The sequence below is a fragment of the Pseudochrobactrum lubricantis genome (assembly GCF_041929865.1).
GTDB lineage: Bacteria > Pseudomonadota > Alphaproteobacteria > Rhizobiales > Rhizobiaceae > Pseudochrobactrum > Pseudochrobactrum saccharolyticum.
Map to the genome: position 1 here is coordinate 103,916 of NZ_JBHEEE010000008.1, position 23,222 is coordinate 127,137.

The following is a 23,222-nucleotide window of genomic DNA, read 5'->3' on the forward strand; positions in this document are numbered from 1 at the left end:
GATTATTCCTGCTCTGCCAGAGATCTGCGGAAACGGCATTGCTGTGATTTTTAACAAGAGCAGCAAGTGCCGGTAATTTCCGGCCGATCTGAATTGATATAAAAAAGCCGCGAAGACTGTCTGGTCTCTGCGGCTTTTATTTTATGCAGGAATATATGTGACCCGAATTTTGAGCGGCGCTTGTTATTTATTGCTCGGCGGATTGTTGCCGATATCCATGATGATCGAGCCGCTGATTTTCACTCTGGTCTTGCCGACCATAAAGCTGCCGTCCGGATTGCTCTGAAGATAGGTTTCATCCGGTTCTGCCTGCGGCGGTGTCACAATGGGTTTGGCAGGTTTAACACCGGGCAGGGAGTAGACAGGTTCGGGAGTTTCCTGCGTTGCCTTTACCGGTGCGCGCATGTCCTGAGCCGTGGCGGGCAAGGTCAGCAGCAGGGCTGCCCCTGTCATGAATGCGGATAATGTTGCCGTTTGTCGTTTTCTCATGGGAAAGCATTGTCCGTTTGTTACAGGCTGAGATGAATTTGGCATAATAGCTGTCTTCATAATCAGCAATGAATCATGGCATAATATAGTGCAGGAAAACAATTCCCGTAGTGCACAACCGCCGGATCGCGCCGGCGGAATGGTTAAAATTCATAACAATTTCGTGAGTAATGCCGGAAGATGCGCGGCCGATAATATAAGGTGTAAAAATCCGGTTTTTAGTCTAAGCTTCAAAGAATTGATGTGAAAACGGCAAAAATTATATTGATCGGAGATAAATTTACCGTTTGCAGACAAAATCTTGTGCCGAAATTGGGTAAATCCTGACATTTCTGATCCGCATTTTCCTTCTTGTGAATGCGTTGAGCCGGAAACGGGTTTACCAACCGGCCTGATATGAGCCGGTAATTTCGTTGCCGGACAATGCTGATGACCATAGCGTGACCAAGCATGAGTTGACAATTTTCAGCTTAACGTACAGTTATCGCACCCTATTTAATAAAAACGTGTGTCCAGCCATGCCGATTGGACATTCTTCGTTCTGTATCCATTCTGCGGCAGGAGTGCCACATAAGATGATTAAGCGTTTCATCATCGCGATTATATTGCTTGTTCTGGTATGCGGAGGGCTGATCGGGTTTAACCTGTTCCGTGCGCAGGCCATTAAGGACTTCTTTGCAAATATGAAGCAGCCGTCACAGGCCGTTTCAACCCTTGAGGTCAAACCGGGCCAGTGGCTGCCCGGCGTTGAAGCAATCGGTTCCGCCCGTGCTGAAGACGGTGTCAATCTGACTTTCCAGATCGACGGTATTGTCAAAGAAATCCTCTTCAAGCCTAACCAGCACGTCAAAAAAGGCGATCTTCTGGTGCAGCTGGATGATGAAATCCAGAAAGCTGATCTCGCAGCAAGCAAGGCTGAAGCCGAACTGAGCGAGCAGAATTACAAGCGCGCGCAGACATTGCGCACACAGGGCGTCGGCGCTGTATCCAATGTTGATACAACCGCTGCGGCTTTGTCTTCTGCAAAGGCAAATGTTGCCAAGGCACAGGCAACAGTTGATCTGAAGCGTCTTATTGCACCTTTCTCCGGTGTGATCGGTATTTCCCGTGTGGATATCGGCCAGTTCATGGCACCCGGCAATGTTGTGGCAACATTGCAGAATGTTGACACGATGCGTGTGGACTTCACCGTGCCGGAACAGGAACTGAAGAACCTGTCGATCGGTCAGGAAGTTCAGATCGGTGCATCCGCTGCGGATTACGCTTTCAAAGGCAAAATCATCGGTATTGACCCGAAAATCGACCCTGCGAGCCGTCTGGTTTCCATTCAGGCACAGGTTGATAATTCTGAAAAATCACTGGTACCGGGTCAGTTCGTACAGGTTCGTGTTGTGCTGCCGGAAGAAAACAATGTGATTGTTCTGCCGCTGACCAGTGTCGTGACCAGCCTTTATGGTGACTATGTTTTCACTGTTGTGAAAAAAGAAGCTGCGAAAACCGATACCGCTCAGGCAGCAGATGCACCAAAGACAGATGCAGCAGCAACAGCTGATGATCTGATCCTGCATCAGGTGTTTGTGAAGCTTGGCCGCCGTACCGGTAATAATGTTGAAGTTCTGAGCGGCGTTAAGGAAGGCGATATTGTCGTGACTTCCGGCCAGAACCGCCTGAGCAACGGGATGGGTGCGCATATTGACAATAAGGTCAATCCTGCCGATGCCCAGAAGAAACCATAAGGTCGAGAGATGAGCTTTTCTGATAGTTTTATACGCAGGCCGGTTCTTTCGATTGTTGTTGCGCTGATGATTATCCTGCTTGGTTTGCAGGGGATTTTTAATCTGTCAGTGCGGCAGTATCCGGAAGTGGACGAAACGGTTATCACCGTTACGACCGCCTATGCCGGTGCCAGCGCGGAGCTCATTCAGGGCTTCATCACCGCGCCTATTGCGAAAGCAGTGGCGACGACTGAAAATGTTGACTATGTGACTTCCAAAAGTAGCCAGTCACTCAGCACTGTTACGGTTCAGATGAAGCTCGGGGCTAATCCCGATGCGGCGCTGACAGAGGTTATCTCCAAGGTCAATCAGGTTCGCGGCGATCTGCCGAGTGAATCGGAAGATCCGGTCATCTCCAAAGGTACCGGTCAGTCCTTTGCGACCATGTATCTCGCCGTTCAGAACCCGAATATGACCAATGAGCAGATCACGGAATATATTGACCGCGTGATCCGTCCGCGCATGTCCACCATTGAAGGTGTGGCCGATGCGCAGATCCTCGGTGGTCAGGAATATTCCATGCGCGTATGGGTTGATCCTATCCGTATGGCTGCCCGTAATGTAACCGCATCGGAAGTGCTGGCTGCGATTAAAGCATCCAACTTCCTGTCGGCACCGGGTAAGACAAAGAACGAATATTTCGCAACTGCGATTACTCTGCGTTCCACTTTGCAGACGCCTGAGGCTTTTGCGGAGATGCCGATCCGTGCGGAAGGTTCCGATATTATCCGTATGCGTGATGTTGCCAATGTTGAACTGGCCGCAAAGAGCACGGATACTGTTGTGACATTCAACGGTTCCAGCGGTACATTTATCGGTGTATTCCCGACGCCTTCGGCTAACCCGATTGACATGGCAACAGCCGTGAACAAGGAACTGCCGAGCATTCAGGACAGCCTGCCGCAGGGCATGAACATCATTCTGGTTTATGATGCGACCGAGCAGATTTCTTCTTCGATTGTTGAGGTTTTCAAGACAATTGCAGAAGCGATGATTATCGTTGTTATCGTGATCCTGCTGTTCCTTGGCTCGTTCCGTTCGGTTTTGATCCCGATTGTTACCATTCCGATCTCGCTGATCGGTGTGTGTTTCTTCCTGTTCATTCTTGGATTCTCGATCAATCTTCTGTCCTTGCTGGCGATGGTTCTTGCCATCGGTCTGGTGGTGGACGACGCGATCGTGGTGCTTGAGAATATTCACCGCCATATTGAAGAAGGTCTGACACCGATCCATGCATCCTTTGTGGGCATGAAGGAAATTACCTCTTCCATCGTGGCGATGACGATTACACTGGCTGCGGTGTTTGCACCGCTCGGCTTTACCGGTGGTTTGACCGGTTCGCTGTTCCGTGAATTTGCGTTCACACTTGCCGGTGCGGTTATTCTGTCCGGTGTGGCGGCGCTGACCATCTCTCCGATGATGTGTTCGCGCATGCTGAAACATGGTGAAGCCAGCCGCTTTGCCCAGTTTGTAGACCGTTTGTTCACGCGTTTTGAAAACGGCTATGAACGCTGGGTTTCCGGTTCTCTGAACTATCGTCCGATCACCATGCTGGTCGTTGTGTCTCTGGTTGGTGTTATGGGCTTCCTGTTCGTGAACACCTCATCGGAACTCGCTCCTGAAGAAGATTCCGGTGCGTTGTTCTCGATGTTCAGCGGCCCTAAATATGCGACATCAGACTATACCAAGCTTTATGCAGACCAGATCGATGAACTGACAAAAGATCTGCCTGAACTGAAAGCCCGTTTTAACATTGTCGGTTTCGGCAGTGCGACAAACGAAGGTATTGCTCTGTGGGCATTGAAAGACTGGTCGCAGCGTGACCGTTCGCAGAAGCAGATTCAGGAAGACCTGACCAAGCGTATTAAAGATGTGACCGGCGTACAGGCCTTCATCTTTGCTCCGCCGTCGCTGCCGGGTACCGGTGGTGGTCTGCCGATTTCGATCGCGATCCAGTCGACAGGTTCGTCGGATCAGGTTTTCGAAATCTCTGAGGAAATCAAGAATGAAGCGCAGGCTTCGGGACAGTTCATCATTGTTCAGAACTCCCTGTCGTTCAATTCTCCGCAGACAACGATTGAAGTTGACCGTGAACGTGCATCCGCAATGGGCGTGACTGTCAGCGAAATCGGCGCGACCCTCGGTCTGATGACCGGTGGTGGTAAGGTTGCCCAGTTCGACCGTGATAATAACAGCTATGATATTATCATGCAGGTGCCGGATGAGTATCGCCGCAATCCGTCCAAGCTCGGTGAATTCTATGTTCGCAGTGCTTCGGGTGAGATGGTGCCACTGTCTGCCGTGGTGAAGATTGTAAATCAGGCTTCCCCGACTGCAATTGAACAGTTCAACCAGCTGAACTCCTCAACGATTTCGGCTCTGCCGCTGCCAGGTGTTACCACCGGTGATGGTCTGAAAACGATCCTTGATATTGCCAATGCCAAGCTGCCGGAAGGCTTCTTCATTGACTATTCGGGTCAGTCGCGTCTGGAAATCGAGCAGGGTAATACAATCCTGATCGCATTCTCGCTGGCTGTTGTTGTGATTTATTTGGTGTTGGCTGCACAGTTCGAAAGCTTCCGCGATCCGTTCATTATTATGATGACCGTTCCGCTGTCGATTTTCGGTGCGATTGTGCCGCTGAACCTTGGTCTCGGTACGCTGAATATCTATACGCAGGTTGGTCTGATTACCCTTGTGGGGCTGATTACCAAGCATGGTATTCTGATGGTGGAATTTGCCAATCAGCAGCGCCATGAACACGGACTGAGCCGTCACGATGCGATTATCGCTTCGGCTAAAACCCGTCTGCGTCCGATCCTGATGACAACTGCAGCTATGGCGCTCGGCGTTGTGCCGCTGATGATGGCAACCGGTGCCGGTGCGGCAGCGCGTTACTCCATGGGTCTGGTGATCTTCACCGGTCTGATGGTCGGTACAATGTTCACCTTGTTTGTGGTGCCGATGTTCTACACGCTGATCTCTGCGAAGACCGTTAAACCTCTGGTTTCGGTTCCTACAGAGGAAGAGCTGAAGGCGGAAGTGCAGTCTGCCCATCACTAGAGCGGTTATATAAAATAAGAAAAAGGCCGGTCAAAAGACCGGCCTTTTTATTTGAAGATGTTGCTTCCAAATTTTACCGGTAAAAATACAAAATTTTTCACTGTGGTGATTTCAGGCTCTGGTATTGTGTAGTCATTACTATATATATGATCCATGACCAAATTTTCCGTACTCGATCTCGCGCCGATCACACTCGGCAGCACCGCAGCACAAGCCATGCAGAACAGTGTTGAGCTTGCACAACATACCGAAAAACTCGGCTTCCGGCGTTACTGGCTGGCCGAGCATCATAATATGCCGGGCATTGCCAGTGCGGCGACAGCCGTGCTGATCGGCCATGTGGCCGGTGCCACAAAATCCATCCGTGTCGGGGCAGGCGGTATTATGCTGCCGAACCATTCGCCACTGGTGATTGCCGAACAATTCGGCACCTTGGCCTCGCTTTATCCGAACCGTATTGATTTGGGCTTAGGGCGTGCGCCGGGCACGGATCAGGTGACATCCTATGCTTTGCGGCGCAATTCCAGCTCGGATGCGCAGTCCTTTCCGCAGGATGTGGTGGAGTTGCTGGGCTATTTCGGCGAGCCGACTACGGAGCAGCGTGTGCGTGCTTATCCGGGTTCGGGCCTGAATGTGCCGGTGTGGATTCTTGGCTCCAGCCTGTTCGGGGCACAGCTGGCGGCTATGCTTGGCCTGCCTTATGCTTTCGCTTCCCACTTTGCACCGGGTGATCTGGATGATGCGATTGCGCTTTACCGGCACCGTTTTGAACCGTCGCAATATCTCGATAAACCTTATGTGATGGCTGGATTTAACGTCTTTGCAGCCGATACAGATGCGCAAGCCCGTTTGCTGTTCACTTCCATCCAGCAGGCTTTTGTTAATTTGCGTACCGGTAATGCAGGGCAGTTGCCGCCGCCGGTAGAAGGCTATGAAGAAAATCTCGATCCGCGCTTTGTGCCGATTATCAAGGCCGCTCTTGCCTGCTCTGCTGTGGGCAATAAAGAAACGATACGCCAGCAGATTGATGCTTTTGTTGCCCGTACTGATGTTGACGAACTGATGATTACAGCGCAAATTTTTGACCATCAGGCGCGTCTGCATTCATTTGAATTGCTGGCAGAAGCCGTTGGGTTGAAACCGGAATAAGAGCATGGTTGGATTGGCAGTACGAACCAGAGAAACAGGCGCAGTAGCGACATTACAGGGGCAGGAGAAGCCGCTGATCCGCTCGCTGACCGGCGGTGAGCTGACGCTGGAAAATACGGTTTCCGGTGCGGGTTTCAACGCGATTGATCTGCTTTATGCGTCTCTCTCGGCCTGTCTGGTGATGAGTGCACGTATAGCCGCGCGCAAGCTCGGTTTGATTGAGCGTATCAGCAGCTATGAGGTCAAAGTCAGCGGTGAGAAAACGGAGCATGAGCCATATCGCATCACGCGGTTCACTGTGCAGTTTTTGATTGCCGGTGAACTGTCTGATGATGAGCGCCATGAACTGGCAGAAGCGGCTGAAGCCATGTGTACGGTCAGCAATACGCTCAAAGCCAATGCTGATGTGGCTTTCACGGTCTCTGCATAAATAAAAAAGCCTGCCGCGATTATCACGGCAGGCTTTTTTATTGGTGGAATATTGGCGATTAGCTATTGAGCTTCAGCCAGTCTGCCAGCGATTTTCGGCTGTTACCGTCACGGCCGGTAAAGCTCTCTGCAGCGCACATGGAATTGAGGATGGCTTCCTGCGTGGATTCTGTTGCTGCACGGAACAACTGGTCAATCTTGTCTTCATTCAGCGCCTGCATGGTCACCAGATCGGACTTCTGGTCGTGATCAATAGTGTTGCCGGTGGTAAAGCCGATAACAATATCCCCGCTGCCATGACCCCAGAATGCACCAAGGCGTGCGATACCCGCACCGCAGCGGCGAATGACACGCTGTAACTGGCGGTGTTCCAGCGGAATATCGGTCGCCATAATCATCATGATCGAGCCTTTTTCTTCGTTGTCGGGGAAATCCGGTGTCGGATGACGACCATCCGGCAGTGTCAGATCGCCTTTGCGACCGAAATTGGAAAGCACCAATGTGCCCAGATGATAGTCTTTGCCATCCAGTTTGATGCGGCGGGATGAAGTGCCGATACCGCCTTTAAAGCCGAAACAGGTCATACCGGTGCCGGCACCGACATTGCCCTGTGCCACTGCGCCCGTGGTTGCAGTATCGAGTGCCGCATAAGCGTGCTCTTCGGTAACGGCCATAGCCTGAATATCATTGAGCGGGCCGTCATTGCATTCGCCGACAACCGCATTAACGGTTGAGGTGGTGCGGCCGATATCGCTGTTCGCAGCAATAGCGCGTTTGATAAGTGCATTCACGCAGGTGCCGGTGCTGAGTGTATTGGTCAGCAGGATTGGCGTTTCCAGTGAGCCAAGCTCGTTGACCTGCACAAGACCGGCGCTTTTGCCAAAACCATTGATGGATTCGGATGCTGCCAGAACTTTCTTGCGGAACATATTGCCGTCATGGGGCACAATCGCGGTTACACCGGTATTGATATTGCCTTCACGGATGGTGGTGTGGCCGACTTTAACGCCCGGAACATCGGTAATGGCATTATGCGCACCGGTCGGCATGATGCCGCAAACAATACCGAAATCGCGTGCTGAAGCAGACATAGGATACTCCTGTTAAAGCATTTCCAACAAAAGTGCGAAGCGGATTGCGTCGGATAATGCGTGAAAACAAAGATTTAGAGCGGTTAAAAAATCCATCTTAAATGCAACGGCTCTAAATCCGTAGAGGCATGCGGTAAGAAACAGATCGCAGATAAAGAATGACAGCCCGACCGGTTTCCGGAGGGGCTGTCAGGGCATTATCATCAGGCATTAAAAAGAAACGTAGTATCACTTCTGCGGCGATACTGCCGTTTCAGTGTGGTGCTAATGCCCGACATATGATCAGTGCCAAGGAAATTAAACGGTCTTTTCCGGGGGAGGCCCAAAAGATCAGAACCGTTTACGGGGCGCTTGCGATCATGACGGTATCCGGCCAGAATTACGAAATTATGGCCGGATGAATTCAGTTTTATCGAAAAATTAAGCCGACAGTTTTTAGAAACACAGTTTTCAAAGAAAACCGGTTCTGTTTTTTAAACTGCTTTAGCAATCTCGATATATTTTTCCTGCAGGCTGCGGGTAATTGCACCCGGCTTGCCGTCTGCAATGACTGTGCCTGCAATTTTCACAACAGGGGTCACAAAACCGGAAGCACTGGTCTGGAAGGCTTCTTTTGCTTTGAAGGCTTCTTCAAGCGTAAAGCGGCGTTCTTCAATCTTCAGGCTCTGTTCTTCAGCAATTTTAAGCATGGCCAGACGTGTGCAGCCCGGCAGAATTGCATTCGAATTCGGGCGCACAATCAGTGCGCCTTCTGCGGTGATGATGAATGCACTGGAGGACGCACCTTCAGTAATATAGCCGTCTTCCTGCATCCATGCGTCCTGACAACCATGCGCGGTTGCTTCCTGCTTGGCAAGTACCTGAGCCAGCAACATCACAGTTTTAATGTCGCGGCGCTGCCAGCGGATATCATCCACAACATGAATGGCAATACCGTTCTGCTGGGAGGCGGAACCGATCAGCTTTTTCACCTGTGTGAAAGCAACCAGTGTCGGTTTCATATCCGCGCTGTAAACGAAGTCACGATCCGCAGCACCACGGGTGATCTGCATATAGACCACACCTTCAGTGAGATTGTTGCGCTTGATCAGCTCTTTTTGCATGGTGATGATGTCTTCGTCGCTCATCGGCGCCGGTACATCAATCATCTTCAAAGAACGGCCGAGACGCGCCATATGGGCATCATTGTCAACGAGCTTGCCATCGATAACTGCACTGACTTCATAAATCCCGTCTGCGAATACGAAACCCCGGTCAAAGACCGAGATCTTGGCTTCTTCTTCAGGGACATAGGCACCGTTTACATATACAATTCGGCTCACAACGCATTCCTTGGCGTTAAAATTTTATGGGAATCTGCTGAAACTGAAGCTATGAAAAAAAATCCGGCAGAGCCAATGCTTTGTTTTTTGGTTGTTATGCAAGATTTGCATATTCTGCATGACAGATATTCTGTCTGTGATAATGCGACATATAATGCCGGAAAAGCGTGTTTCGGGGCGCAAAAAGAGCAATAACTTTTAATAGCGGTCAAGTCATAACCACGGGTTATCGGAACCGCTATTTTTTATGCTCTCGCTGGCACGGCCAGTTTGCCTAAGCTGATAAGCATAAGAGGAACTATGCCGGTTACAGGCTCTCAGTCTGTCCGGTTTATAAATATGTATGACGGGCTTTGTTTTATAACAATAAAAACAAAAACAAGCCGGACGGCATAAAGCGTCGGTCTGCAATCAGATAAAAGAACGCTGCGATCCGTTGAAATATCCTGTGCCGGTTGTGCAATGTTGCGGACAGGCATGGAGAATACGTAAGGGGAGAAACTGCGGGTGAAAACCAGTCAGAAAACGGTTATCCGGCTTGAAAAACTGCAAAAGCATTATGGCGCGCATATTGTTCTCAAAGAGATCGATCTGACTGTGACCTCCGGTGAGGTGCTGGCGATTATCGGGCCGTCCGGTTCGGGCAAAAGCACATTGCTGCGCTGCATCAATTATATCGAGCCGCCGGATGCCGGTATTGTCACGGTTGGTGATGTGACCCTGCAGGCCGAGAAAAAAGCCTCTGCCAAACAATTGCATGATCTGCGCCATTCTATCGGCATGGTGTTTCAGTCGTTTAATCTGTTTCCGCATATGAGCGTGCTGCGCAATGTCAGTCTGGCGCAGGAACGTGTGCTTGGCCGCTCTAAAAAGGAGGCCGCTGAGCGCTCGATGGATCTGCTGGAGAAAGTCGGCCTTGCTGATAAAGCGCAGCAATATCCGATGCGTTGCTCCGGTGGACAGCAGCAGCGTATCGCTATTGCCCGCGCTCTGGCACTTGATCCGAAAGTGATGCTGTTTGACGAACCGACCTCGGCACTTGATCCCGAACTGGGGCTGGAAGTGCTGAGCGTCATGCGCAGGCTGGCCGACAGTGGCATGACCATGATTGTTGTGACCCATGAGATGGGCTTTGCCGAGAATGTCTCCGACACAGTGATGGTAATGGCCGACGGTAATGTGATTGAAAGCGGGCCCAGCCGAGAAGTGATGCGCAATCCGCAGACGGAGCGGGCGCAGCGTTTCCTCAAAGCGGTGAATGAGCGTTAAATGCTGGCAGATTTCTCCTATATCATTCGCGGATTGCCCTGGACTGTTGCGCTCACAGTCTCGGCTCTGGCTGTCGGTACGATACTCGGGCTGGTCCTGATGCTGATGCGACGCTCCAAGTTCTGGCCGCTGCGCCTGCTGGCAACTGTCTATATCAATCTGGTTCGCGGTATCCCGCCTCTGGTGTGGCTGTTTGTGATCTTTTTCGGTCTTGGCACCGGTTACATAACAATCAATCCGTTTATGGCGGCGCTGACCGGTTTCGGCATGATTGCCGGAGCCAATATGGCAGAGATTTTTCGCGGCGGCATGATGGCTGTCCATCACGGGCAGTTTGAAGCCGCAGAAGCGCTTAATCTCAGCCGTTATCATGCTTTCAAGGATGTGGTAGCACCGCAGATGCTGCGCGTGTCGCTGCCTTCTGCCGCCAGCTATGCGATTGGCCTGCTTAAAGACAGTGCGATTGCCTCAGCCATTGGCGTGACAGAACTGGCCTATCAGGGCAGCCAGCTGTCGCAAATGACCTTCCGCGGTCTTGAGGTATTTGCCGTGGTGGCGTTGCTTTATATTCTTCTCAGCCTGCCGGTTGCATGGCTGTCACGGACTGCGGATATCTATCTGCGGGCGAAGGTGGCGCGATGATTGATTTTCCGATTGATGATGTCATTTCATGGATGCCGGAACTGCTCGACGGTCTGGCTCTGAGCGTCAAAGTCACGCTGGCCAGTCTAGCGATTGGCATACCTTTCGGCTTGCTACTGGCGCTGGGTGTGCAGGCAAAGTCGAAATTCACGCGCGGGCTGTGTTTGGTGATTGTCGAAATCGGGCGCGGTGCTCCGGCTCTGATCCTGCTGCAATTCATCTATTTCGGATTGCCGAGTGCCGGCATCACAATGACATCGATTGTGGCGGCTATTGCGGCACTGAGCTGGAATACCGGCGCTTATACAAGCGAAATCATCCGCGCAGGGCTTGAATCTGTGCCTGCAGGGCAGAAAGAAGCGGTGATGGCGCTGAATATGAGCCGGATTGACGGTTTGCGCTATGTGATCCTGCCGCAAGGATTGCGTGTAGCTGTGCCTGCTTTGCTCGGTTTTTCGATCCTGATTTTTCAGGCAACATCTCTGTGTTTCACCATTGCCATGCCGGAACTGATAAGCCGTGCCTATGAAATCGGTTCGACGACCTTCTTGTATTTTCCGGCTCTGCTAGCGGCAGGTATTCTCTATGCAATGATCTGCATTCCGGCATCTATGCTGGTAAGCTGGGTTGAAAAACGTGCGGGACGTTTCTCCCGTTAAAAATAAATAATAACATAAACAATATGGGGTAGTGATATGAAATTAATGGGAAAAATGATCGTCGCAGCATCGGTTCTTGCCGGTGCGACGGCGCTGGCTGCAGTGCAGGCCAATGCACAGAGTTGTACACCGAAAAACAGTTTTAAAACTGTTGAAGAAGGTGTGCTGACCATCGCTGTTACCACTTATGCGCCTTATTCCTATCTCTCACCGGAAGGCGAAGCCAAAGGCGTTGACGGCGATATTGCCAATAAGATCGCCGAGATGGAATGTCTGAAAGTTAAGGCTGTGGCCGTGGATACCGCTGCCGGTATTCAATATGTGCTGTCAGGCAAGGCCGATATCACCACCGGTGACTGGTATCGTACGGCAGAACGCGCCAAGGTGATGAACCTGTCGTGGCCGCTCTATAATGACCAGATGGGTATTTATACCAAGGAAGGTTTTGAAGAGGTCAAGGATATTGAGGGCAAAAGCGTTGGCACCGTACAGGGTTATCTCTGGGTTGCTGATCTGAAGAAGCTGCTCGGCAGCAATCTCAAACTCTATCCGAATTCTGTGAGCATGCAGCAGGATCTGGCTGCCGGACGTATTGCTGTTGGTATTGACGGTTATTCTACCGGTGTTGTCGCCAAGAAAGCCGGAGCCATGCCGGATATTGAAGTGAAGGTTGCCAAGAGCGATGATCGTGTGAAAGCCACGACTGAGGCCGGACAGGGCAGCTTCCCATATTCCAAGAAAAATCCGGAACTTGGTGCGGCGCTTGATGCCAATATCAAGGCACTGCATGAAGATGGTACAATCAAATCTATTCTGACTGCCAATGGCATGGAAGCTTCAGCCGGTGATGTCGGCGAGCCACGTCTGATTGACTAAAAATAATAAAAGATCGGATTAATTTTAGTCCGGTCTCTCTTTTGCAGAAAGAAAGCTCATGGCGCTGGATCATTATTATACGCTTGGTCGCTCAGGTTTGCGGGTTAGCCGGATGGCGCTCGGCACCATGACTTTCGGCAATGCAGCTATTCGCGGGATCAGCGGCAGCTGGGGCAGCGCCGATGAGATATCGGGCGCGATATTTGATCATTATACCGATATGGGCGGCAATTTTATTGACACCGCAAATTCCTATGGTGCGGGTGCCAGTGAAAGCCTGATCGGGCAGTTTATGCGCGAGAAAGGTAATCGTGAACGGCTGGTGCTGGCGACCAAATACAGCAACAGTCTTGAACCCGGCAATCCCAATGCAGGCGGTAACAGCCGCAAGGCCATGATGCGGGCGGTTGAAGATTCCCTGCGTCGTTTGGGAACGGATTATATCGACCTCTATATGGTGCATACATGGGATCGCATAACGCCTGCGGAAGAGGTGGTGCGCACGCTGGATGATCTGGTGCGGGCGGGAAAAATTCGTTACGGCGGACTGTCTGACGTGCCTGCATGGTATGCGGCTCGGGCGCAGACATGGGCGGAGTGCCATGCGCTGACACCTCTGATTAGCCTGCAATTGCCCTATTCACTTGCCGAGCGGAATATTGAGCAGGAATTTGTGCCGCTAGCGCAGAATATGGGCTTGGGCATTACTGTCTGGAGCCCGTTATCCATGGGGCTGCTTTCAGGGAAATACCGCGTTGAGGGTGATCGCTGGGCAGGAGAAGGCCGCCTGACTACAGATGCATCCGGCAAAGGCATGGGGCTGTTTACGGTGCGCAATCACGCCATTCTCTCGGCTTTGCAGGATGTGGCAGCAGAGCTTGACCGTTCGATGGCACAGGTGGCTTTGAGCTGGGTGCTGAACCGCCCGTCTGTTGCATCACTGATTATCGGTGCGAGTAAATTGGCACAGTTGCAGGATAATATTGCGGCCTTTGAATTGCAGATGCCTGCGGAACTGAGCGCAAGACTGGATGCCGCAAGTGCTCTGCCTTCACCGCAGCCTTATGCTTTGTTTGATGCGGATTATCAGGCGGGGGTGCTGAATACCGGTACATCGGTTGGCGATAAACCTGCCTCTTACGCGCCGCCGCAATGGATGCCGAAGGTGGATGATTTCACCTATGGCAAAGGCTGATTTTTATTATACGGAGAGCGGTATATATTGCCGCTTTTATTAAATTTATATCTTAAGAAATTTATATAAAATCATGAATTGTAATAATTAATGATGTTTCATTTTCTTTACGTGGTGCGCAAAATAATCGCGTTTTATATATGAGATTTTTATATCTCTCCTTCTTTCCCTCTCTCGAACCACTATGCGTTTTGGCGCCATAGTTCCGCCTGATTTCGGCTCGTCGCGCTTAGCGCTGCTGCCGGAAGTGGCCGCTGCACTTGCACCGGCTGAAATTCAGGAGTTCGAAAAATGGATGTCATCATGATTGCCGCAGGCGCCGGATTTATCGGCCTGTCTTATTTCTACGCCCTTGTTTGCGACCGGCTGTGAGGGCGCATCATGTGGTTTGATTATGTTCTCGGCGGCTCGGTAGCCGCATTGCTCAGCCTCTATCTGCTTTATGCACTGGCACGACCTGAGCGCTTCTAACACTTTGTTTTGTCGCATTGTCCTACGCATCGAAGCGGGAACAGAAATCAGTCCGGTGAACTGATTTCCCCGCGTAGGCGCTTCGTACTAATGCTTTAAAAGACAGAAAGTATCTTCCAATGACTTTCAACGGAATATTGCAGATTGCGATCCTGTTCGGGCTCACAATTCTGCTGGTGAAACCGGTCGGCGGGTATCTGACCCGCGTGTTCACCGGTGAACGAACCTTCCTTTCGCCGGTGATCGCACCGGTTGAACGCGGCCTCTATAAACTGGCCGGAACCCATGAAAAAGAAGAACAGCACTGGACGGTCTATGCGGCATCGCTGCTGATGTTCAGCATTGCCGGTTTTGTGGCGCTCTATCTGTTGCAGCGTCTGCAAGGGGCATTGCCTTATAATCCTGCGGGTATGCAGGCTGTGGAGCCGACATCTGCCTTTAATACGGCCATCAGCTTTATGACTAACACCAACTGGCAGGGCTATGGTGGTGAAAGCACGATGAGCTATTTCACCCAGATGGCCGGAATCACAGTGCAGAACTTTGTCTCTGCAGCGGTAGGTATTGCCGGTGCTATGGCGATTACCCGCGGCTTTGCCCGTTCTTCGAGCAACACTATCGGCAATTTCTGGGTCGATCTGACCCGCGCCACGCTCTATGTGCTGCTGCCGATCTGCATTATCGGCACGATTGTGCTGGTCTGGCAGGGTGTGCCGCAAAATCTCAATGCTTATACGCTTGCAACCACACTTGAAGGTGCGCAGCAGACCATTGCGCAAGGGCCTGTGGCCTCGCAGATGATTATCAAACATCTGGGCACCAATGGCGGTGGCTTCTTCAATGCCAACTCGGCACATCCGTTTGAAAACCCGACTGCACTGACTAATCTTATCCATCTGCTGTCGATTTTTGTAATCTCTACCGCCATGACCAATGTGTTCGGCCGTATGGTCGGCAATCAGCGTCAGGGCTGGGTATTGTTTGCAGTCTTCGGCGTGCTGGTGGTGCTGGGGACTTCGGTGCTCTATTGGGCAGAATCCGGCGGTAATCCGCTGATGCAGGCGCTTGGTGTTGTTGGCGGCAATATGGAGGGCAAAGAAGCGCGCTTCGGCATTGCCTTGTCTGCCTTGTTCTCCGAAGTGACCACAGCCGCCTCTACAGGTGCGGTCAATAATATGCATGACAGCCTGATGCCACTCGGTGGTTTAGTACCACTGTTCAATATGCAGATCCCAAATCTCGGCGGTATTGGTGCCGGTATCTATGGTATGTTGCTGTTCTTCATTCTGGCGATCTTCATTGCCGGTCTGATGGTTGGTCGTACACCGGAATATCTGGGCAAGAAAATCGAGGCCAAAGAGGTCAAGATGAGCCTGCTGGCCACGCTCGGACCATCACTTGCCATTCTCGGTTTTGCTGCATTGGCTGTGGTTTTGCCGCAAGGGCTGTCGAGCATTCAGGATGCAGGTCCGCATGGCTTCAGCGAAGTGCTCTACGCTTATTCTTCCGGTGCCAACAATAACGGCAGTGCCTTTGCCGGTCTCAATGCCAATACGCCTTTCTACAATCTCACCATTGGTTTTGCGATGCTGATGGGGCGCTTTTTGCTGATTGTGCCGGTGCTGGCGATTGCCGGTTCGCTGGCCGCCAAGAAAACCGTTCCTGCCTCGGCCGGTACATTGCCGACCACGGGTCCTCTGTTTGTCGGTCTGGTCTTTGGTGTGACGATGATTGTCGGCGGTTTGACTTTCTTTCCGGCCTTGGCGCTGGGGCCGGTTGTCGAGCATTTCGCAATGCTCTCCGGTCAGCTGTTTTAAAGGTGCATGATGGCGAAGAATTCTTTTCTGATGAAGCAATTATTCGGCTCCAAAACTGCACAGAAGAAAAATCTGTGCGGCTCCAATACCGCGCAGAAGCAAAATCTGCGCGGCACGGACAAGGATGATTGTCCCAAACTCACCAGTATTATGCTGATCCTTGTGCTGGCGATGCTGGCCGGTGTTTTCCTCGTGAAGGCGCTGACCGGAGTTTAAGTTAAAACATTAACTTATCACTCTACATCAATGAAAATTCTATGCAGTTTTGAATTAACTTGCATAAAATCAAGACGGAGGGCTCTCATGAGCCAGTCAAAATCTTCCAGTATTCTGGATGCCAAAATCCTGGTGCCTGCCATTGGCGGCGCTTTTCGCAAACTCGACCCGCGGGTGCTGGCGAAAAATCCGGTGATGTTTGTCGTTGCCGTTGTCACCGTGCTGACCACGGTGCTCTTTATCCGCGATCTGGCGGGTGGCGGTTCTGATCTGGGTTTCTCGTTCCAGATCATTCTGTGGCTGTGGTTTACCATTCTGTTTGCCAATTTTGCGGAAGCCGTGGCTGAAGGGCGCGGTAAAGCACAGGCGGAATCTCTGCGCCGTACCCGTACCGAAACCGAAGCAAAATTGCTGAGTGGTGACAGCAAGACCAATTATACGGTTATTGCGGGCAACAGCCTTAAAGTCGGCGATATTGTGCTGGTGGAAGCCGGAGACATTATTCCGTCCGATGGTGAGGTGATTGAAGGTGTGGCCTCGGTGAATGAGGCGGCGATCACCGGTGAATCCGCGCCGGTAATCCGTGAATCTGGCGGTGACCGTTCGGCTGTGACCGGCGGTACGCAAGTGCTGTCCGATTGGATACGCGTGCGCATTACCGCTGCTGCCGGATCGACCTTTATTGACCGGATGATCTCATTGGTAGAATTTTTTTTCAAGCAGAAGACGGCATACGAGATTGCGCTGAATATTCTGCTTGCAGGTATGACGCTGATCTTTGTTCTGGCTGTGGTGACCATTCCGAGTTTTGCCACTTATGCGGGCGGTTCCGTGCCGGTGATTGTGCTGGTGGCTTTGTTTGTCACGCTGATCCCGACCACCATCGGCGCTTTGCTCTCAGCCATCGGTATTGCCGGTATGGATCGCCTGGTGCGCTTCAATGTGCTGGCTATGTCCGGCCGTGCGGTGGAAGCCGCCGGTGACGTGGATACGCTGCTCCTAGATAAAACCGGTACAATTACGTTTGGTAATCGTCAGGCCACAGAGTTCCGTCCCGTCACAGGTGTCAGCGAACAGCAACTGGCCGATGCGGCGCAGCTTGCCTCACTGGCCGATGAGACACCGGAAGGCCGCTCCATCGTCGTGCTGGCTAAAGAGAAATACGGCATCCGTGCCCGTGATATGGCAAGCCTTCATGCAAGCTTTGTGCCTTTTACCGCACAAAGCCGGATGAGCGGCGTGGACGTGGATGGCAGTATCATCCGCAAAGGCGCGGTGGATGCGGTGCTGAAATATGTCGAGGCAGAAGGCAGTAAAGCTTCTACTCCTGCCCAGCTACAGGAAATCCAGTCAATTGCCGCGCAGATTGCCAAGGCAGGCGGTACACCGCTGGCTGTGGTCAAAGACGGGCAGCTGATGGGCGTTGTCTCGCTGAAGGATATTGTCAAAGGCGGTATTCGTGAACGCTTTGCGGAACTGCGCCGCATGGGCATCCGCACGGTGATGATTACCGGCGATAATCCGATGACAGCGGCGGCGATTGCCGCAGAAGCGGGCGTGGATGATTTTCTCGCGCAGGCAACACCGGAGAACAAGCTGTCGCTGATCCGTGAGGAGCAGGCCAAGGGCAAGCTAGTGGCAATGTGCGGTGACGGTACCAATGATGCGCCGGCACTGGCACAGGCTGATGTGGGCGTGGCGATGAATACCGGTACAGTAGCTGCACGTGAGGCGGGCAATATGGTCGATCTCGATAGCGACCCGACCAAGCTGATTGAGATTGTGGAAATCGGCAAACAATTGCTGATGACACGCGGTGCACTGACAACCTTCTCGATTGCCAATGATATTGCCAAATATTTCGCGATTATTCCGGCAATGTTCCTCGCTTTCTACCCGCAGCTCGGCGTGCTGAATATTATGGGGCTGCATAGTCCGCAGAGTGCCATTCTCTCGGCCATCATCTTCAATGCGCTGATTATCGTGGCGCTGATCCCGCTGTCACTGCGCGGGGTTAAATATCAGGCGGTTGGTGCGGGCGCACTGCTGAGCCGCAATCTGATGATCTACGGTCTTGGCGGGATTATCGTGCCTTTCGTAGCGATTAAGCTGATTGATATGGCGATTACCGCTCTGGCACTGGTGTAAGGAATAAACCCATGTTGAAACAATTACGTCCTGCTGTGGTGATGATTGTCAGTCTGACTGTAATCACCGGTATTGCCTATCCGCTGGCTATGACCAGTGTGGCGCAGACCCTGTTTCCTTCTCAGGCCAATGGCAGTCTGATCGTGAAGGACAATAAGGTGATCGGCTCATCGCTGATCGGCCAGCAATTCACCTCTGAGCGTTATTTTCATGGTCGCCCAAGTGCGGCTGGCGATGGCTATAATGCTGCATCCTCGGGTGGCTCCAATCTGGCGCCAACCAGCGCTGCGTTACTGGATCGCGTAAAGGCGGATGTGGCCAAGCTGAAGTCTGAGAATCCAAATCAACCTGTACCTGTTGATCTGGTAACAGCATCCGGCAGCGGGCTTGATCCGCATATTACGCCGGAGGCTGCTTTGTTCCAGATACCGCGTGTTGCAAAAGCACGCGGGCTGGATGAGGCCAAACTCAAGACACTGGTGGATGCTCAGATACAGGAGCGTTTGCTGGGTGTGCTGGGCGAGCCGGTTGTGAATGTGCTTGCGCTTAATCTCGCACTGGATCAGGTTAAATAAGACAGAACATGCAGAGTCCGGATCATAATTGATGAATGATGACAGTCAGCTGCAGGAAAGTATGCGTAATGGTGACAAAAGACCGTCACCGGATGCGCTGCTCGCCAAAGCCGAACAGGAAACACGCGGCCGCCTCAAGATTTTTCTCGGGGCGGCTCCGGGCGTTGGTAAAACCTATGAAATGCTGATGTCCGGCCGCAGTCTGCTGACTGACGGTGAGGATGTGGTGATCGGGGTTGTCGAAACCCACGGACGTCAGGAAACGCAGGCTCTGACCGAAGGCTATGAGATTATTCCCCGTGCGCGTGTCGATTATAAAGGCCATGTACTTGAGGAGATGGATCTCGACGCTGTGCTGGCGCGTCGCCCCAAACTGGTGCTTGTGGATGAACTGGCGCATACGAATGCACCAGGCAGTCGCCACCCCAAGCGTTATCTCGATGTTGAAGAACTCTTGGCTAACGGCATTGATGTTTATACCACGCTGAATATTCAGCATGTCGAGAGCCTCAATGATGTGGTGGCGCAGATCACCCGTATCCGTGTGCGCGAAACCGTGCCGGACAGTATTATCGACCGTGCAGATGATATTGAGATCGTTGATATTACGCCGGAAGACCTGATTAAGCGCCTGAAAGAAGGCAAGGTCTATCTGCCCAAGACGGCGAAACGCGCGACACAGAATTACTTTTCTGCCGGTAATCTCACAGCATTGCGCGAACTTGCCTTGCGGCGCACAGCGCAGCGTGTGGATGATCAGTTGCTCAGCCATATGCAGGCCAATGCCATTTCGGGGCCATGGTCGGCAGGTGAGCGTGTATTGGTCTGCATTGATGAGCAGCCGCATGGCGCGGCGCTGATCCGCTATGCGCGCAGGCAGGCCGACCGGCTGCGCACGCCGTGGACAGCGCTCTATGTGGAGACATCCCGCGCGGCAACGCTCTCGGAAGAAGAGAAAGACCGTATTGCCGCCACCTCACGGCTGGCAGAGCAGCTCGGCGGTGAAATTATTACGCTGACCGGCCATGATGTGGCGCAGGACATTATCAATTATGCTTTGGCGCATAATTTCAGCCATATTGTTATCGGTAAGCCGAATAAGTCACGTCTGCGTGAAATGTTTGAAGGGTCAGTCTCGCATGACCTGATCCGCAAGGCCGGTAATCTCAGTATTCATATTATTTCCGGTACGCAGCAGGAAGCTGCGCCGGTGCGTCAGGTGGCGACCGCAGAGGAGAAGGCGTTTTCACTGCGGCCTTATCTGATGAGCCTTGGTTATATCGCGATTGCGCTGGTTGTTGGCACTTTGCTCGATCATGTGCTGGATGTGCGCAATATCGCGCTGGTGTTTCTGATGGCCGTGCTGGCGACTGCGGTAGCCTCCGGTCTGCGGCCTGCCTTGTTCGCTTCGCTGGTCAGTGCGCTTGTTTTCAATTTCTTCTTCCTGCCACCGCTCTACACTTTGCATATTGCAGGGCCGGAGAGTGTGATTGCACTGGCATTCTTCATTTGTGTGGCGCTGGTCGCCAGTAATCTGACTGCGCGTGTGCAGAGGCAGGCTGCTGCGGCGCGTAACCGTGCCAGAACAATGGAAGGGCTCTATCAGTTCAGTAAAAAACTGGCCGGAGCCGGAACGCTGGAAGATGTGCTCTGGGCAACGGTCTATCAGATTGCAGCGCTGCTCAAAGTGCGTGTTGTGGTGCTGTTGCCGGATGAAGGAACGGCCAATACGTCTATTTCCGTGCGTGCCGGTTATCCGCCGGATGATACGCTTGCCGATGCAGATATTGCTGCTGCCCGATGGGCATGGGAGCATGACCATCCTGCAGGGCGTGGTGCGGACACCTTACCTGGTGCCAAGCGCCTTTATCTGCCGTTGCGTGCTGTCGGTAATACAATTGGTGTGGTCGGGCTGGATGATGACCGGCAAGGGCCGATCCTGACGCCGGAGCAACAACGGTTGTTTGATGCACTGGCAGAGCAGGCGGCACTGGCGATTGCGCGTATTCAACTGGTGGATGATCTGGATCGTGCGCAGCTTGCAGTGGAGGCAGACCGGTTGCGCTCGGCCTTGCTGACCTCGATCTCTCATGACCTGAAAACGCCGCTCGCTGCTATTCTTGGCGCTGCGGATACATTGAAGAGCTATTCCGGCTCTCTGCCTGATACTGACCGTGCAGAACTGCTGACAACTGTGGTGGATGAGTCCGAGCGGCTCAACCGCTTTATCGCCAATTTGCTGGATATGACGCGGATTGAATCTGGTGCCATGCAGCCGAATAAATCGCTGCATTATCTGGGCGATATTGTCGGCAGCGCTTTGAAACGTGCTGCGAAAATTCTCCAACATCACCGTGTTGAGACCGATATTGCCGCTGATCTGCCGATGCTGAAACTTGATCCGGTTTTGTTTGAGCAGGTGTTGTTCAATTTGCTGGACAATGCCGCTAAATACGCGCCGGAAGGCAGTCTGGTTTATATTCAGGGGCAGGCTGAGCAGGGCGATATTGTATTGCGCATCAGTGATGAGGGCGCTGGCATACCGGCGGGTGATGAATTGCGGATTTTCGACAGTTTCTACCGGGTGTGCAAAACCGATCAGGTGCGTGCCGGTACAGGGCTTGGGCTGGCAATCTGTAAGGGCTTTACAGAAGCGATGGGCGGCACCATTACAGCTGCCAATCGCAGCGATCACGGTGGTCGCAGTGGTGCTGTTTTTACAATCCGATTACCGCTTAGCAGCTGCGCTGAAATGATGAGCGGAACAGAAGAGGGATTATCTCCCCGATGACACAGAATATTGTCAAAATCCTTGTGGTGGATGATGAGCCGCCAATCCGTAAACTTTTGCGCGTCGGGCTGGGGACAGAAGGTTTTTTGATCCTTGAGGCACCATCAGCGGCCATCGCCCGAGAGATTATGCGCGATGACCGGCCTGATCTGGTGCTGCTGGATCTCGGCCTGCCGGATATGTCGGGACATGATCTTCTGACGCTGTGGCGTTCGGAACTGATTGATCTGCCGGTGATTATTCTTTCAAGCCGCACAGATGAAAGTGGAATCGTCAAAGCGCTCGAGCTTGGTGCGGATGATTATGTGACCAAGCCATTTGGCATGAAAGAACTCGCAGCGCGAATCCGCGTGGCACTACGTCATAAATTGCAGGAGCAGGGTGAAAAGCCGGTCTTCCAGACCGGTGAGCTGTCGGTTGATCTGGTGAAGCGCATCGTACGGCTCAAAGGGCAGGAGATTAAGCTCTCGCCGAAAGAATATGATATTTTGCGGATCATGGTGCAGCACGCAGGCAAGGTGCTGACTCATAGCTTCATTCTCAATCAGATCTGGGGCGGCATGAGTGATGTGCAATATCTGCGTGTCTATGTGCGCCAGTTACGCCAGAAACTCGAAGATTCGCCCGATCAGCCGTTTTATATTTTGACTGAAACAGGGGTTGGCTACCGGCTACGCGAACCGGACGCTTAAATGTGACGGATTCGCCGGAGATTTTACAAAGTCTCTGGCGAAACGTATTTTATACGCGTCGAAAAGCACTGAGTAATAGAATTAGGATAATTTTTGATCGGGATATTTTTGCAGATTGAAACTCTTGAAAGAAGAGTGGCTCCCCGGGCCGGATTCGAACCAGCGACCAACCGGTTAACAGCCGGTTGCTCTACCGCTGAGCTACCGAGGAACAGTTGCTCTGCATTTGCATGACAGCCGTATAGCAACGCAAAATGCTCTTGCCAAGCCCTAATTTCGATATTGTACAGGAAAAAAGCAGATTTATGACAGGGAGTATTGTTTTCCAGTTTGAAAGACAGCGACCATCATCTGAAAATGATAAAAATCATTTATTTCAAATAATTAGATGATGCGTGAAAACGAGCGCTACTATACGCAGTATAGGCATTTCTGATTTTAGCTTTTGGAAATTTTATGCACGCTCTTTATGAGAAAAGAGTGGCTCCCCGGGCCGGATTCGAACCAGCGACCAACCGGTTAACAGCCGGTTGCTCTACCGCTGAGCTACCGA

19 protein-coding genes and 1 tRNA gene are annotated in these 23,222 nt (G+C 52.1%); 16 read left to right on the forward strand and 4 right to left on the reverse strand.

Translation table 11 applies throughout. From position 1 onward, the window contains the following. Positions 1 to 183 precede the first annotated feature (183 nt). Entirely contained in the window at positions 184 to 489 is a 306-nt protein-coding gene (locus JNC80_RS16000; RefSeq protein WP_376710859.1) for a hypothetical protein, read from the reverse strand. A gap of 575 nt (positions 490 to 1,064) precedes the next feature. On the opposite strand from JNC80_RS16000, the gene JNC80_RS16005 reads away from it, so the two are divergent. The 4 genes from JNC80_RS16005 (at position 1,065) to JNC80_RS16020 (ending at position 6,906) form a co-directional block, all read left to right on the forward strand. Continuing rightward, entirely contained in the window at positions 1,065 to 2,225 is a 1,161-nt protein-coding gene (locus tag JNC80_RS16005) for an efflux RND transporter periplasmic adaptor subunit (RefSeq protein ID WP_075654982.1), read from the forward strand. 9 nt (positions 2,226 to 2,234) lie between these two features. Continuing rightward, positions 2,235 to 5,327, forward strand: a complete 3,093-nt coding sequence (locus JNC80_RS16010; RefSeq protein WP_213598058.1) for an efflux RND transporter permease subunit — start codon at positions 2,235 to 2,237, stop codon at positions 5,325 to 5,327. A gap of 153 nt (positions 5,328 to 5,480) precedes the next feature. Then, entirely contained in the window at positions 5,481 to 6,476 is a 996-nt protein-coding gene (locus JNC80_RS16015; RefSeq protein ID WP_376710860.1) for an LLM class flavin-dependent oxidoreductase, read from the forward strand. A gap of 4 nt (positions 6,477 to 6,480) precedes the next feature. Next, on the forward strand, positions 6,481 to 6,906 hold the full coding sequence (locus tag JNC80_RS16020) for an OsmC family protein (RefSeq protein WP_376710861.1): 426 nt from the start codon (positions 6,481 to 6,483) through the stop codon (positions 6,904 to 6,906). A gap of 58 nt (positions 6,907 to 6,964) precedes the next feature. On the opposite strand, the gene JNC80_RS16025 is transcribed toward JNC80_RS16020, so the two are convergent. After that, positions 6,965 to 7,996, reverse strand: coding sequence for a DmpA family aminopeptidase (locus JNC80_RS16025; protein ID WP_376710862.1), 1,032 nt, complete (start codon positions 7,994 to 7,996; stop codon positions 6,965 to 6,967). A 473-nt stretch (positions 7,997 to 8,469) separates the two neighbouring features. Next, positions 8,470 to 9,318, reverse strand: coding sequence for a D-amino-acid transaminase (locus JNC80_RS16030; protein WP_376710863.1), 849 nt, complete (start codon positions 9,316 to 9,318; stop codon positions 8,470 to 8,472). Between the two features lie 501 nt (positions 9,319 to 9,819). Here JNC80_RS16030 and JNC80_RS16035 point away from each other — a divergent pair. The 12 genes from JNC80_RS16035 to JNC80_RS16090 all read left to right on the forward strand — a co-directional run bounded on the left by JNC80_RS16035 (position 9,820) and on the right by JNC80_RS16090 (position 22,669). Beyond that, a complete protein-coding gene (locus JNC80_RS16035; protein ID WP_376710902.1) occupies positions 9,820 to 10,587 on the forward strand; it encodes an amino acid ABC transporter ATP-binding protein in 768 nt (255 codons plus the stop codon). Beyond that, the gene (locus JNC80_RS16040; RefSeq protein WP_376710864.1) at positions 10,588 to 11,229 is read left to right on the forward strand and encodes an amino acid ABC transporter permease; all 642 of its coding nucleotides are present in this window, start codon (positions 10,588 to 10,590) and stop codon (positions 11,227 to 11,229) included. After that, the gene (locus tag JNC80_RS16045; RefSeq protein ID WP_022711898.1) at positions 11,226 to 11,888 is read left to right on the forward strand and encodes an amino acid ABC transporter permease; all 663 of its coding nucleotides are present in this window, start codon (positions 11,226 to 11,228) and stop codon (positions 11,886 to 11,888) included. Before JNC80_RS16040 ends, JNC80_RS16045 begins: the two co-directional genes overlap by 4 nt. A 36-nt stretch (positions 11,889 to 11,924) precedes the next feature. Beyond that, the gene (locus JNC80_RS16050) at positions 11,925 to 12,764 is read left to right on the forward strand and encodes a substrate-binding periplasmic protein (protein WP_238481609.1); all 840 of its coding nucleotides are present in this window, start codon (positions 11,925 to 11,927) and stop codon (positions 12,762 to 12,764) included. Between the two features lie 58 nt (positions 12,765 to 12,822). Further along, positions 12,823 to 13,959, forward strand: coding sequence for an aldo/keto reductase (locus JNC80_RS16055; protein ID WP_376710865.1), 1,137 nt, complete (start codon positions 12,823 to 12,825; stop codon positions 13,957 to 13,959). 381 nt (positions 13,960 to 14,340) lie between these two features. Continuing rightward, the gene (locus JNC80_RS16060; protein ID WP_022711895.1) at positions 14,341 to 14,430 is read left to right on the forward strand and encodes a potassium-transporting ATPase subunit F; all 90 of its coding nucleotides are present in this window, start codon (positions 14,341 to 14,343) and stop codon (positions 14,428 to 14,430) included. A 119-nt stretch (positions 14,431 to 14,549) separates the two neighbouring features. Beyond that, positions 14,550 to 16,247 (forward strand): potassium-transporting ATPase subunit KdpA, encoded by a 1,698-nt coding sequence (kdpA, locus tag JNC80_RS16065; RefSeq protein ID WP_225684793.1) that lies wholly within the window; start codon positions 14,550 to 14,552, stop codon positions 16,245 to 16,247. Positions 16,248 to 16,256: 9 nt separating this feature from the next. Further along, entirely contained in the window at positions 16,257 to 16,463 is a 207-nt protein-coding gene (locus JNC80_RS16070; RefSeq protein ID WP_376710866.1) for a hypothetical protein, read from the forward strand. A gap of 87 nt (positions 16,464 to 16,550) precedes the next feature. Then, positions 16,551 to 18,611, forward strand: coding sequence for a potassium-transporting ATPase subunit KdpB (gene kdpB, locus JNC80_RS16075; RefSeq protein ID WP_376710867.1), 2,061 nt, complete (start codon positions 16,551 to 16,553; stop codon positions 18,609 to 18,611). Between the two features lie 11 nt (positions 18,612 to 18,622). Next, a complete protein-coding gene (gene kdpC, locus JNC80_RS16080; protein WP_376710868.1) occupies positions 18,623 to 19,186 on the forward strand; it encodes a potassium-transporting ATPase subunit KdpC in 564 nt (187 codons plus the stop codon). A gap of 31 nt (positions 19,187 to 19,217) precedes the next feature. Further along, positions 19,218 to 21,977, forward strand: coding sequence for a DUF4118 domain-containing protein (locus JNC80_RS16085; protein ID WP_376710869.1), 2,760 nt, complete (start codon positions 19,218 to 19,220; stop codon positions 21,975 to 21,977). Next, complete coding sequence (locus tag JNC80_RS16090) at positions 21,974 to 22,669, forward strand: response regulator transcription factor (protein ID WP_075655012.1); 696 nt, start codon at positions 21,974 to 21,976, stop codon at positions 22,667 to 22,669. Before JNC80_RS16085 ends, JNC80_RS16090 begins: the two co-directional genes overlap by 4 nt. 136 nt (positions 22,670 to 22,805) lie before the next feature. Here the strand turns inward: JNC80_RS16090 and JNC80_RS16095 are convergent. Beyond that, a tRNA-Asn gene (locus JNC80_RS16095) sits at positions 22,806 to 22,880 on the reverse strand. Positions 22,881 to 23,222 lie beyond the last annotated feature (342 nt).